We start from the raw sequence: 12565 nt of genomic DNA, 5'->3' as shown, positions 1-12565 counted from the left end.
TCTCGCTTTTGCTTCTTTCCCGTCTCATTCCGCTCGTAAAACTCGCTCTCAAACAACCCTGTTTCCTGCTGTTCGTTTCGCGTCATTTACTGCGTGTCGCGACGGGAGCCGAACTATAGCAAGCCACCCACACACTGGCAAGCACTTTCTTCAATATTGTTTAGATTTTTTGTTTGCGGCGAATATGCCCGCTTTTCACGACAGTAAAAAATACACGCGCCTATATATAGACAATGCACCGCCCTCGGCAATCTGCTTTATGCCTAGTTTTAGGCTTTAATCCGGCCAACAGGTAAAATAGCGCTTTATTCTGCCGGATTGACATCCGGCAGATGATTCACCGCTATCTGGAATACTGTACTTACATGCTACGCCTGACCGACATACAACTACCGCTTGATCATCCCGAACCCGCACTGAAAGCGGCGATCCTGCACGCCCTCGGCATCAATGAACAAGAGCTGGTCAGTTTTACGATCTTCCGCCGCGGCTACGACGCCAGGAAGAAAAGCGCAATCATCCTGACCTATACAATAGATGTAGAGACGACGAACAATGAAAAGGTATTGGCGCGCAATGCCGGCAAGCCCCGCATAGGCCTGACGCCTGATACCAGCTACCGCTTCGTCACCCACACTGAACAGGCACCGGAGCAGCGCCCCGTTGTCATCGGCTTTGGCCCCTGCGGACTGTTTGCCGGCCTGATCCTGGCACAAATGGGATTCCGACCTATCATTCTGGAACGCGGCAAGGCCGTCAGGGAAAGGACCAAGGACACCTGGGGCCTGTGGCGCAAGCGCGAACTGGAACCGGAATCCAATGTGCAGTTCGGCGAAGGCGGTGCCGGCACTTTTTCAGACGGCAAGCTGTATAGCCAGATCAAGGATCCCAAGCACTACGGCCGCAAGGTATTGACCGAATTCGTCAAGGCGGGTGCCCCTGAAGAGATCATGTATGTGAGCAAGCCACATATAGGTACCTTCCGCCTGGTCAAGATGATAGAAGAAATGCGCACCAATATAGAGGCGCTGGGCGGAGAGATCCGTTTCCAGCAAAAAGTCACGGATATCGACATCCAGGATGGCCAGGTACGTGGCTTGCACGTAAATGACGGAGAATACATCAAGGCAGATCACGTCGTACTGGCTATCGGCCATAGTGCGCGCGACACATTTAACATGGTGCATCAGCGCGGCGTCTATGTGGAAGCCAAGCCGTTCTCTATCGGCTTTCGCATAGAACATCCGCAATCAATCATCGACCAGGCCCGTTTCGGCCCGAATGCCGGCAATGAAATCCTGGGTGCGGCCGACTATAAGCTGGTTCATCACGCCAAGAATGGCCGCTCCGTCTACAGCTTTTGCATGTGCCCAGGCGGTACCGTGGTAGCAGCAGCATCTGAGCCTGGCCGAGTCGTCACCAATGGCATGAGCCAGTATTCACGCAACGAACGCAATGCGAATAGCGCGATCGTCGTCGGGATTACGCCGGAAGACTATCCGGAACACCCTCTGGCCGGCATCGATTTGCAGCGCAAGCTGGAAGAGCTGGCCTACGAGATGGGCGGAAAAAACTATAACGCCCCAGGCCAACTGGTAGGAGACTTCCTGGCAAAACGAGCATCCACCGAACTTGGCGACGTGATTCCCTCCTATAAGCCTGGCATTACCCTATGCGACCTGGCGGCGGCGCTGCCGGCTTTTGCAGTGGAAGCGATGCGTGAGGCGATTCCCGCCTTTGACAAGCAGATCAAGGGTTTCGCCATGAAAGACGCGATACTTACCGGCGTAGAAACCAGGACTTCGTCGCCGATACGCATCAAGCGCCATGACGACACGCTGCAAAGCCTGAATACCAAGGGCTTGTATCCTGCGGGAGAAGGTGCCGGCTATGCGGGCGGCATCCTGTCGGCAGCCGTGGACGGCATCAAGATCGCAGAGGCCGTGGCACTGGATATACAGCAGGCTATCAAAAACTGAGCAATTCACCGCAAAACAAAAAGCCGCCTTGATACAAGGCGGCTTTTTTATGCCCCTTACTACCAGTCTTAGTTGACGAGCGACTCCAGGCCGGCACCCAGCTCAGCCAGAGGCGGCATATCGTTCAACATTAGTTCCGGCCTCACTCCCAGTTTGACAGCAACCTCGGTTGGGAAAGTTGCTTCCAGCTCTTCCTTCGAGTATTTATTCTCTTCAGCGCGAGAACGCCACGCAGCAAGATGGATAATCGCGGCCATCGTGTCAAACGGCTGTTGCTCCAATGGATCGGTGCAGGCCTTGATCACCGTCGCAAAATTGTCAGGGAATCTCCAACGCCTTGCCAACTCCGCACCCACGTCCGCATAGTTGTAGCCAAATGAAGTCTGTTCAACATCGACCCGGCGAGCATCCAGGGTGCCGGCAATTTTATCGATTTGCAGGGTTTTCTCAGGCATGGCCGCATGCATCACCAATTGGCCTATCGCATGCATCAAACCGACGATGAAGGCAAAGTCGGAATTACCATGCAATTGCTTAGCCAGCCATTTTGCGATGACTGCAGTATGCAGGCTGTGCCGCCAGAACTGTTTCAGGTCAACTCCGGGCATGGACTTGAAGCTGCCAGTCAGCCCCGTACTGATCACCAGGGTCCTTACTGTCATAAATCCCAGCATCAGCACCGCATCATCTATCGTGCCTACACTGCGCGACGCATGATAGTAGGAAGAATTTGCAAGGCGTAGCAATTTCGCACTCAATACCTGGTCCGCGATCAGCTTTTTGGCTATTTCATCGATGGAGACGCTTTCATTATTAAAGCTATCGATGACTTCCTGCACTACTTTAGGTATGGAAGGAAGTGCATTTTGTTGCTGGAACAGTGTATCGAAATTCATAAAGTCTCCCTATATGGTTACGGCCCAGGGGCCGTCGCAGCCGGTATTGTTCTTGATTGAGTCGAACCTTTGATGAAAGCCAATTTTAACAGCGGGAATCTGCTTCAAGCGTTAAAAATGATACTCCTATCAAATACTGAAAGAAATACATTTTTACGCAGTAACGGGAACGCAGACGGCATTTGACAATGCAGATAACGCGAGCCTGAGGGTAGCGACCTGATCTCCATTGGACAAGATATCCTCCAATGTGACTGCATTATTTATCAGGGGAATGGTCAACGACGCTGCCGGGATCAATCTGGCATTCATGACAGTCAGGATTTCTGTCAGCGCCGCATGGGACCATGTGGCGCGCGCCGAGGCGTTCAGCAACGCAACCGGCTTATCGACCAGCTCTCCACTGCCCACCACCCAATCCAGCAGATTTTTAATGGCACCGGTGACGCCGTGTGCATACTCAGGGCTGGAAATTATGACGCAATGCGATACTCTCAATTGTCGACGGAGCTCCAGCACGGAGACCGGCTCCTGCCCTTCCAGGTCGGGGTTGAACAGGGGTAAGTCTCCCACTCCATCATATACGCTGACAGCAATACCGGCAGGAGCTAACTGCGCCGCAGCATGGAGCAAGGCTGTATTCGAGGAATGCGTTCTCAGGCTACCTGAAATCGCGAGTATTTCAATTTGACCGGACATAAAAAAAGTAATATCTGATGACCACCAGATATTATCCGTTTTGGACGCTCACGCCTTAGCACCCGCTAAAACCAGCGTGCATGCTGGAGCTCAGAGCAGCTTTTGCCAATAACCGACATCTACCCATTTGTCATTTTTAAATCCAACCTGCTCGAACATTGCAACTTTGTGAAATCCCATTTTTTCATGCAGCCGGACACTTGCCTCATTGGGTTGCGCGATCCCGCCTATCGCTGCATGCACACCCAGCTTGCCAAGCTCACCCAGCAGCGCTTCATACAAGCTGGCGCCAAAGCCCTGTCCGCGCGCATCTTGTGACAGGTAGACCGAGGTCTCCACAGAAAAACGGTAGGCTGAACGTACCCGCCACTTGGTCGCATAGGCGTAGCCGGCAATCAGGCCATCCTGCTCTACAACCAGCCAAGGTAGCTGCTGCGTGACGTCGGCAATACGGCGGGACATCTCTACCGCAGTCACTTCTACCTCTTCAAACGAGATAGATGTATTCATCACATAGTAATTGTAGATGCGGCATATCTCTTCCGCATCAGACGGGGTTGCAGCACGAATATTCGACATGTAATACAGAAATTGAATTAAGCGTATGCCCTCACCGCCAACACAGCCGGCAAGGGCAATTTACAGATCAACTGAAATCTAATCGTCTTTGGCGCCGTCTATACCCAGCTCCTGGATTTTCCGGGTGATGGTATTGCGCCCTATCCCCAACCGGATCGCAGCATCATTCTTGCGGCCATGGGTATGACGCAACGCAGCTTTGATGACGACCGATTCAAAGTGACGCCCAAGCTTATCAATGACTTCAGACTGGCCCTGGCTCAGCATTGCCGTCGCCTCCGCATCCAGCAAGGTCATCCAGTTATCAGTGCTGACAACTTGCGCATGAATAGCGGCAGGCGCGATGGACGCCCCCTCTTGAGTGTGGCCGTTGGCGACTGGATCGCGTCTGCTACCAGCCTCACCCGCGACAACAGAGCCTGAAACATGCTGAACTGCGGACGACACAAGATCCTGCGGCAAGTCCAGGACTTCCACAGTCTGCCCCGGGGCCATTACGGTAATCCAGTTACACAGATTCTCCAGCTGCCGCACATTGCCGGGAAAATCCAGTCCAGACAGGAAATGCAGCGCAGCTTCCGACATGCGTTTAACCTCGACACCCAGTTGCTTCGCACTTTGCGACAAAAAGTATTTGGCCAGGATAGGAACATCCTCACGCCGCTCACGCAAACTAGGCAGGCGTAGGCGGATCACGTTCAGGCGATGGTACAAATCTTCGCGGAACAATCCGTCACGCACGCGCGATTCCAAATTCTGGTGTGTCGCGGCAATCACGCGCACATTGGCCTTCATGGGCTGATGGCCGCCGACGCGATAAAAATGACCATCGGACAGCACGCGCAGCAGGCGTGTCTGCAAATCAAAAGGCATGTCGCCGATTTCATCCAGAAACAGAGTACCGCCCTCGGCCTGTTCAAAACGCCCGCGCCGGGTCGTTTGCGCACCGGTGAAAGCACCGCGTTCATGGCCGAACAATTCTGACTCCAGCAGATCCTTGGGAATAGCGGCAGTATTCAACGCAATAAACGGCTGTGCCGCGCGTGGGCTATGCTTGTGCAAAGCACGCGCTACCAGCTCCTTGCCGGTCCCGGATTCTCCAGTGATCAGCACCGTCACATGAGATTGCGACAGGCGGCCGATAGCCCGGAACACATCCTGCATGGCCGGTGCCTGGCCCAGGATTTCCGGTGTTTCGGCAATCGCCTGTTCGACACTGGACTCGCGCAAGCTCTCATCCAGTGCGCGGCGAATCAGCTCTACCGCCTTATCCAGGTCAAATGGCTTGGCGAGATATTCGAACGCACCACCCTGGAACGCCGCCACTGCGGATTCAAGGTCTGAGAACGCCGTCATGATGATGACAGGCAAACCCGGATATTTGGCTTTTACTGTCTGCAGCAATTCCAGGCCGGATGCGCCATGCATGCGTATATCGGATACCAGGACCTGTGGCGTATCGCTTTGCAGCGCGGTCATTGCATCGCGCGCATTGGTAAAGCTTCTTGTGACCAGATTTTCCCGCGCTAAAGCTTTTTCCAGCACCCAGCGAATTGAATCATCGTCGTCCACTATCCAGATTGGTTTCATATTATCGTTTTGCATCCTGCGTTAAGCGTTCAGCGCCATCAGCAAGAAGTTCTTGCAAGAAAGGGTTCGTTTTCCTTTGCATAGAAGATTCCCTTACTGACGTCACCAGATTGATGGAGTACTTTTGGCACTACCCGTTCTTCCGCCTTCTTTGTTCAAGGAAGCGGAATCAATATTCTGAAATCCGTTAACCCTGGCCGGCTCTCGCATTCGATCACACCCATATGCTGTTGAACGAAAGTCTGAGCCAGCGTCAGCCCAAGACCGTTGCCGCCATCCCTGCCTGAAACCAGGGGATAAAAAATACGGTTACGAATCTCGGACGGGATACCCGGACCATTGTCGATGATATGCAAGTCTAATGCCAGCCTGTAGCGAACCTTGGCCAAAGTGATCTGCCGCAGTACGCGGGTCTTGAAAGTCAGCTCTGCATCTCCTTGCCGGATGCGATCCACCAGTGCCTGCGCCGCATTGTGCGCAATATTCAGAACCACCTGTATCAACTGCTCCTTGTCGCCGCGGAACTCGGGTATCGACAAGTCATAATCACGCTTGATGTTCAGGCCATGCGGGAACTCTGCAAAAATCAGGCGCAATACGCGCTCGCATACTTCATGGATATTCACATCGCCGACAATGTGCGGCAAGCGGTGCGGTGCCAATAGCCTGTCAACCAGCGTCTGCAACCGATCCGCCTCCTTGATGATGACCTGCGTATATTCGCGCAATTCCTTCAACTGGCGCTCCGGCAGCTCCATCTCCAGCAACTGGGCTGCACCGCGGATGCCGCCCAGCGGGTTCTTGATTTCATGCGCCAGATTGCGTATCAGCTCCTTGTTTGCCTTGCTTTGATCCAGCATGCGTTCTTCGCGGTCCAGCTTCAGTTGCTGCACATTTTCCCTCAGCTCTATCAGTACCGGGGTATCGGGATTATCCAGTGCAGTCACTATGCTGTGTACTTGCAGGGGCTCGCGGCCGGCCCTTTCCAGCGCCAGGTCCTGGCGCTTGTCGGCAAACTGGTGCTCTACCGCCTGCTGGAAAACGGCCAGTAATTCCTCGCCGTTCAAAAACAGGTCGGCCAACTTTTGGTGTGTTAGTGATTTGAATGAGCTGTCGAGCAGGCTTTCTGCCGCAGCGTTCGCGTAAATGATGCTGCCGTCGGCGTCCAGTACGATGACGGCAGAGGACAACAGGTCAAGGCCTGCAAGGGATGTCAGTGGAGTTCTCAAGATAATCTATAAAAAAAGGCCGCTACTTATAGCGACCTTATTACGCAAGCATCATGCCTGATTCATTACCTGAAGGAAAGAACCCTATTTCAGATTGGCTATTTCCCGTTTCAGGGCCTCGATGTTCTTTTCAGTGCGTGCAATGTCGTCCTTCATTGCGCTAACCCGTTCCTGGTATTTGACAAAATTCTTTTCATTGCCGCGCCGCTCAGGCTCACCATTATTGAACTCGGCTTTCTGAGTCGCCAGTTTTTGCTCTTCCGTCTTCAACTCATCCTGCAAAATCTGCTTGCGGTCACTATCACGCGACTTTTGAGTGCTGTCATCGACCTTGGGAAAGTCTGAAGGCGATTTTGCATTGGCCGCCTTCTTCGGCACTGTCGGCCCCGGCACTATCGTTATACCCGGCAGTTCCACCTTCTTACATCCCTTGGTCAAGCCCGTATTCTTGTATTCCTTGTTGCCATGTTCATCAACGCACAGGTAGACGTCGCCGTCCGCATATGCATGGCCGGCAAAGATACCAAAGAGAAGCAAACCAGAGAGTAGACGATTCATAGGGGAGTGAAATGGTAGCTAATGACGCTTAGTGTATGTCATGCAGGCGTGCAACACAATTGCCAGTACTACGCATGTTACAGATGTAACAAATTAGGGCGAAAAAAAAGCGGGGATAACCCCGCTTTTTTGTGCAATCCCGATTACAGGGAGTAGTACATGTCGAATTCGACAGGATGAGTTGTCATGCGGAAGCGTTGTACTTCTTGCATTTTCAATTCAATGTACGCATCGATCATGCTGTCTGTGAAGACGCCGCCGCGTGTCAGGAACTCGCGGTCCTTGTCCAGATATTCCAGAGCCTGTTCCAGTGAAGAGCACACGGTTGGGATCAATGCATCTTCTTCTGGTGGCAAATGGTACAGATCTTTGGAGGCTGCTTCGCCTGGGTGGATCTTGTTCTGTACGCCGTCCAGACCAGCCATCATCAGTGCAGCGAAGCACAGGTATGGGTTGGCCAGTGGATCCGGGAAACGTGTTTCAATACGGCGGCCCTTAGGATTCGCAACGTAAGGAATACGGATGGAAGCAGAACGGTTACGTGCAGAGTAAGCCAATTTCACCGGTGCTTCGTAGCCTGGAACCAGACGCTTGTAGGAGTTGGTACCTGGATTGGTGATCGCATTCAATGCACGGGCGTGCTTGATGATACCGCCGATGTAGTACAGCGCGAAATCGGACAGGCCTGCATAGCCGTCGCCAGCGAACAGGTTTTTGCCGTCTTTCCAGATGGATTGGTGCACGTGCATGCCGGAACCGTTGTCGCCAACGATAGGCTTAGGCATGAAAGTCGCTGTCTTGCCATAGGTGTGGGCAACATTCCAGACCACGTATTTCAGGTTCTGCGTCCAGTCGGCGCGCTCTACCAAAGTAGAGAACTTGGTGCCGATTTCGTTCTGGCCAGCGCCAGCCACTTCGTGATGGTGCACTTCAACTGGAATGCCCAGGGCTTCCAGGATCAGGCACATTTCAGAACGCATGTCCTGGAAGCTGTCGACTGGAGGAACTGGGAAATAGCCGCCTTTGACGGTAGGACGGTGGCCGGTATTGCCGCCTTCCAGTTTTTCGCCAGTTGTCCAGGATGCTTCTTCAGAGTCGATCTTGACGAAGCAACCGGACATATCGATTTTCCAGCGTATGCCGTCGAAAATGAAGAATTCTGGTTCTGGGCCGAAGTAAGCTGTATCGCCGATGCCGGAGGATTTCAGGTAGGCTTCAGCGCGCTTGGCGATGGAACGTGGGTCACGGTCATAGCCTTTGCCATCGGAAGGTTCGATCACGTCGCACTGCATGAACAGTGTGGTTTCTTCCATGAATGGATCGATGTTTGCTGTATTCGGATCTGGCATCAACAGCATGTCGGACGCTTCAATACCTTTCCAGCCTGCGATGGATGAACCGTCAAACGCGTGGCCGGACTCAAATTTGTCCATGCCAAACTGCGAGACAGGCACAGTCACGTGCTGTTCTTTACCTCTGGTATCAGCAAAGCGGAAGTCAACGAATTTTACTTCGTTGTCTTTCGCCATCTTCAAGACTTCTGCGGCTGTCATTGCCATGTGAAACTCCTCAAATAGAGCTAAAAAATAATTCGAAAGATGCAGAGTTGCCTGCTCGTTGTCTTTTCTGCTACGCATGCTTGCCGATAAACTATCGCAAAGCACCGTTGTTCAGATGACAGCAGAACTCAGCAAAGGATGATAGCAGAATCCATGCCATCCACCACTCTTGTCATAAGCAAATGAATATTTCTTTAAATCTTTGTTTTTGCAAAGATTTCCGCAAGACCTCCGGAAAAGCTCAGATTAGTGCATTTTTCAGAAATGCACCAAAATAACTCTCAAAATCCAATACTCACCAAAATAATGCAATTAAAACGCGAAAAATTAAAATCGCATTAATTTGGTGCAGTCGTGGACTGAGAAATGTTCAGGAAAGTTGAAAAGCCTGTTCGATGCTTAGAATATTGCCGGCCTCTGCACCGTCATACCCTTCCAGTTGCCCCAAGGTGGATTTAAAACTGCCACTACGCAACATTTCGATGATATTTTGCATAATTGGCAATTTCATCGCATCTTTGTCGATGGCGAAAAAATAGCGCTCCCGTATCAGCGGAATAAAATCCAGGCCGAAATGCCTTGCCGCAGTTTCCACGCCAAGGCCAGCGTCCGCCATCCCGCTGGCAATATAGGCCGAAACCGCTGCGTGAGTAAATTCCGTGTTCTCAAACCCGTTCACTTCCGTTACCGGAATGCCCTGTTCTGCCAGCATTAGCTCCAGCAACATGCGGGTGCCCGAACCTTGCGGACGATTGACGAAACGAAGTTTGGCGTTTGCGACATCCGTCAGCGACTTCACGCCCAGCGGATTGCCAGGCGCAAGAAACAGGCCTTGGGTGCGAACCGCCAGATGTATCAGCATGTGCCGCTCCGGATCCAGCCAACGCAGGTATTGCGTTGCGGCCTCTTTTTCATGCACGCCTATCGGCACATGAAAACCTGCCAGATCACACTCCTTGCCCGCCAAGGCTGCCAGCGCCTCTGCGCTATTCCTGTAACGCAATTCCACGGGCAAAGCCATCGCACGCATTTTTTCCAGCAAAGCGGCAACGGCGAATCCATGGCTGGCATCGATTCTCAAGGCCAGTTGCTTGTCCTTGTCCATCCGGTCCAGTTCGTTCGCGAGTTCGGAGGCCAGACTCTCCAGCAAGGGCGACAAGCGGGCTGCAATACGCCTGTCGGCCCACATCAGTTTTTCTGCCAATGGAGTCAGGCTGGTGCCGCGCCCCCTGCCGGAAACAACCAGCGGCCCGTTAAACAGGGCTTCAGCATCATGCAACAGTCCCCAGGCATAACGGTAAGACAGGTCCACGGTTTTGGCCGCCAGCGCGATAGAGCCTGTCTGCTGTATCGAAACCAGCAAGCGTATCAGCATCGTCGTATCGGTGGCGTGGCTGCCATCCGTTGCAATCTGCCAGTGGGGATTGATCGTAATTTTGTACATCTGAATTTATCTGGAAAATGCCGGCGTTCAAGAATGGTTTGCGACGGATTGTATCCCAAGCTCAAGCCAACAGGCTGACTGACATGATCGCCGCACTTGATGCATAATTAATGGAACACCCCCACAGACACTAAGAAGCTGTTGCGAAATTAGGCTGGCTAGGCGCGACGACGAAGCAGGGGGGACGCCGAGTCTACGAGTAGTACGGCGAAGAAGAGCAACAGCGCCAGCGTAATTTCGCAACAGCTTCTTAAAAATATTTACGGATCTTCACTATGACCACAAGTATCCTTGCTAACGCCAGACAAAGAGGAAAAGACAGCGCACTGCCATATGCCGGAGCAGTCACGCCCACAGAAGCTTTGAGCTTGATACAGGCTGGCGGCGATGTCATTCTTGTCGATGTACGCACTAATGCAGAACGTGACTGGGTGGGGCGCGTGGCCATCGCAGAACCGCAGCACAAGGCAGTGCAATGGAACCTCTATCCAGGAGGTACGCCTAACCCTGACTTCCTGCAGCAACTGTCCGCAGTTGCCGGCAAGGACACGGTCATTCTGTTTTTGTGCCGTTCAGGCGTACGCTCGCGGCACGCGGCCAAGCTCGCCACCGAAAACGGCTATACCCAATGTTATGACATCCTGGAAGGCTTTGAGGGCGACAAGGATGCGGATGGCCACCGCAAATCAGTGGGCGGATGGTGCAAGGCCGGCCTGCCGTGGGCCGGCGCTTAAAAAAACGGGCGATCGTCGATAGATCGATCGCCCCGCTTTCATTTTCCGTCCGCCATCAAATCCGGTGCGATGTCATTGGTATCCTTGATCACCTGCAATACGATATTTGATCGTATATCCAGCACACCGGTAGTTTTATACAGCCGCTCCAGCACAAAAGAAGAATAGTGTTTCAGGTTGCGGGCCCGCACCCTGAGCAAATAATTCGCATCGCCCGTGATGATGTAAGAGCCGACTACCTCAGGCCAGTTTTGCAGGGCCTGAGAAAAGTTCTCATGCCATTGCTCCACGTCACGGCGCATCGTCACCTGCACGAAGGCATCCACCTCCAGTCCTAATTTGGTCGCATCCAGTACTGCACTATAGCGGCTGATGATGCCTGCCTCTTCCAGCATCCTGACCCTGCGCAGACAGGAGGACGGCGACAAAAACACCTTCTCAGCCAGCTCCAGATTGCTGACACGGCCATCGGCTTGCAAGGCCTGCAAAATCTTCAAATCCGTCGCATCGAGTTGCATTGGAATTTATCACCGTTTATTTATATATTTTTCGAACTATATTCTATAAATGAACGATATGCCACTGCAATTTGCAATAAATAACCAGTAATTCAGGCATAAAATAACGCATCAAACTTATACAACGAGACTCACTATGGCAGAGACACAGCCCCGCATCTGGGACATCAGCCCTGTTATCGAAGCCGGCATTCCGGTCTGGCCGGGCGATACCTCATATTCTTCTGCGACTACTTGGGAAATTGCCGACGGCTGCCCCGTCAAGGTCAGCAAATTCACGATGTCCACCCATACCGGATCGCATACCGATGCACCGTCGCATTATGATCCGCAGGGCAAAGCCATTGATGCTGTCGGCCTGGATGCCTACATCGGTCCTTGCCGCGTACTGCATTGCATAGACTCATCGCTGGTCCAGCCTGAAGATTTGCAAGGCAGGCTGGACGCAGTGCCTGCGCGTGTACTGCTGCGTACCTACCGCCAGGCGCCGCAACAAGCCTGGGACCACAAGTTTCCGTGCGTTGCCGCCGCCACGATCGCCTTGTTGGCAAGCCATGGCGTAAAACTGATAGGCATAGACAGTCCATCTCTGGATCCGCAAGATTCAAAAAACCTGGATAGCCACATGGCAGTCAAGGCGCATCAGATGGCCATCCTGGAGGGCATCATCCTGGATGAGGTCCCAGAGGGGGACTATGAACTGATTGCCCTGCCGCTGAAGCTGTCCGGCCTGGATGCCAGCCCGGTGCGAGCGATCCTGCGCAAGCTCTAATTACAAAA

Annotated in this window: 12 protein-coding genes; 3 read left to right on the top strand and 9 right to left on the bottom strand. The window is 52.9% G+C overall.

Annotated features, from left to right (window positions below):
* The first annotated feature begins 365 nt into the window (after window positions 1–365).
* On the top strand, window positions 366–1979 hold the full coding sequence (locus tag IEW12_RS28095) for an NAD(P)/FAD-dependent oxidoreductase (RefSeq protein ID WP_188569466.1): 1614 nt from the start codon (window positions 366–368) through the stop codon (window positions 1977–1979).
* A 68-nt stretch (window positions 1980–2047) separates the two neighbouring features.
* On the opposite strand, the gene IEW12_RS28090 is transcribed toward IEW12_RS28095, so the two are convergent.
* From IEW12_RS28090 to IEW12_RS28055, 8 genes are all read right to left on the bottom strand, one after another.
* A complete protein-coding gene (locus IEW12_RS28090) occupies window positions 2048–2875 on the bottom strand; it encodes an HDOD domain-containing protein (RefSeq protein ID WP_188569465.1) in 828 nt (275 codons plus the stop codon).
* A gap of 153 nt (window positions 2876–3028) precedes the next feature.
* Window positions 3029–3574, bottom strand: a complete 546-nt coding sequence (locus IEW12_RS28085; RefSeq protein ID WP_188569464.1) for an NADPH-dependent FMN reductase — start codon at window positions 3572–3574, stop codon at window positions 3029–3031.
* Between the two features lie 90 nt (window positions 3575–3664).
* Entirely contained in the window at window positions 3665–4153 is a 489-nt protein-coding gene (locus IEW12_RS28080; RefSeq protein WP_188569463.1) for an arsinothricin resistance N-acetyltransferase ArsN1 family B, read from the bottom strand.
* 78 nt (window positions 4154–4231) lie between these two features.
* Window positions 4232–5743, bottom strand: coding sequence for a nitrogen regulation protein NR(I) (ntrC, locus tag IEW12_RS28075; RefSeq protein ID WP_188569462.1), 1512 nt, complete (start codon window positions 5741–5743; stop codon window positions 4232–4234).
* A 155-nt stretch (window positions 5744–5898) separates the two neighbouring features.
* Window positions 5899–6972, bottom strand: a complete 1074-nt coding sequence (glnL, locus tag IEW12_RS28070; RefSeq protein WP_188569461.1) for a nitrogen regulation protein NR(II) — start codon at window positions 6970–6972, stop codon at window positions 5899–5901.
* 84 nt (window positions 6973–7056) lie between these two features.
* Complete coding sequence (locus tag IEW12_RS28065; protein ID WP_188569460.1) at window positions 7057–7530, bottom strand: DUF4124 domain-containing protein; 474 nt, start codon at window positions 7528–7530, stop codon at window positions 7057–7059.
* A 143-nt stretch (window positions 7531–7673) separates the two neighbouring features.
* On the bottom strand, window positions 7674–9089 hold the full coding sequence (gene glnA, locus IEW12_RS28060) for a type I glutamate--ammonia ligase (protein ID WP_188569459.1): 1416 nt from the start codon (window positions 9087–9089) through the stop codon (window positions 7674–7676).
* Between the two features lie 370 nt (window positions 9090–9459).
* Window positions 9460–10533, bottom strand: a complete 1074-nt coding sequence (locus IEW12_RS28055; protein WP_188569458.1) for a substrate-binding domain-containing protein — start codon at window positions 10531–10533, stop codon at window positions 9460–9462.
* A gap of 275 nt (window positions 10534–10808) precedes the next feature.
* Between IEW12_RS28055 and IEW12_RS28050 the strand changes: the two genes are divergently transcribed.
* Window positions 10809–11267, top strand: coding sequence for a rhodanese-like domain-containing protein (locus IEW12_RS28050; RefSeq protein ID WP_188569457.1), 459 nt, complete (start codon window positions 10809–10811; stop codon window positions 11265–11267).
* A 38-nt stretch (window positions 11268–11305) separates the two neighbouring features.
* Here IEW12_RS28050 and IEW12_RS28045 read toward each other — a convergent pair whose 3' ends face one another.
* A complete protein-coding gene (locus IEW12_RS28045) occupies window positions 11306–11785 on the bottom strand; it encodes an Lrp/AsnC family transcriptional regulator (RefSeq protein WP_188569456.1) in 480 nt (159 codons plus the stop codon).
* Window positions 11786–11921: 136 nt separating this feature from the next.
* On the opposite strand from IEW12_RS28045, the gene kynB reads away from it, so the two are divergent.
* Window positions 11922–12557: an arylformamidase gene (gene kynB, locus IEW12_RS28040; RefSeq protein ID WP_188569455.1), complete on the top strand. Its 636-nt coding sequence runs from the start codon at window positions 11922–11924 to the stop codon at window positions 12555–12557.
* Window positions 12558–12565 lie beyond the last annotated feature (8 nt).

The organism is Parundibacterium terreum, from assembly GCF_014636315.1.
GTDB lineage: Bacteria > Pseudomonadota > Gammaproteobacteria > Burkholderiales > Burkholderiaceae_D > Undibacterium > Undibacterium terreum.
Note: the sequence above shows the minus strand (reverse complement) of the source record. Positions and strands in the feature narration are given on the sequence as shown.

What these genes read in the sequence shown, in the direction of transcription:
- ntrC (WP_188569462.1), bottom strand. Translation starts at nt 5,743, where the DNA reads ATGAAACCAATCTGGATAGTGGACGACGATGATTCAATTCGCTGGGTG.
- IEW12_RS28045 (WP_188569456.1), bottom strand. Translation starts at nt 11,785, where the DNA reads ATGCAACTCGATGCGACGGATTTGAAGATTTTGCAGGCCTTGCAAGCC.
- IEW12_RS28090 (WP_188569465.1), bottom strand. Translation starts at nt 2,875, where the DNA reads ATGAATTTCGATACACTGTTCCAGCAACAAAATGCACTTCCTTCCATA.
- IEW12_RS28055 (WP_188569458.1), bottom strand. Translation starts at nt 10,533, where the DNA reads ATGTACAAAATTACGATCAATCCCCACTGGCAGATTGCAACGGATGGC.
- IEW12_RS28065 (WP_188569460.1), bottom strand. Translation starts at nt 7,530, where the DNA reads ATGAATCGTCTACTCTCTGGTTTGCTTCTCTTTGGTATCTTTGCCGGC.
- IEW12_RS28085 (WP_188569464.1), bottom strand. Translation starts at nt 3,574, where the DNA reads ATGTCCGGTCAAATTGAAATACTCGCGATTTCAGGTAGCCTGAGAACG.
- glnA (WP_188569459.1), bottom strand. Translation starts at nt 9,089, where the DNA reads ATGGCAATGACAGCCGCAGAAGTCTTGAAGATGGCGAAAGACAACGAA.
- IEW12_RS28080 (WP_188569463.1), bottom strand. Translation starts at nt 4,153, where the DNA reads ATGTCGAATATTCGTGCTGCAACCCCGTCTGATGCGGAAGAGATATGC.
- IEW12_RS28050 (WP_188569457.1), top strand. Translation starts at nt 10,809, where the DNA reads ATGACCACAAGTATCCTTGCTAACGCCAGACAAAGAGGAAAAGACAGC.
- kynB (WP_188569455.1), top strand. Translation starts at nt 11,922, where the DNA reads ATGGCAGAGACACAGCCCCGCATCTGGGACATCAGCCCTGTTATCGAA.
- IEW12_RS28095 (WP_188569466.1), top strand. Translation starts at nt 366, where the DNA reads ATGCTACGCCTGACCGACATACAACTACCGCTTGATCATCCCGAACCC.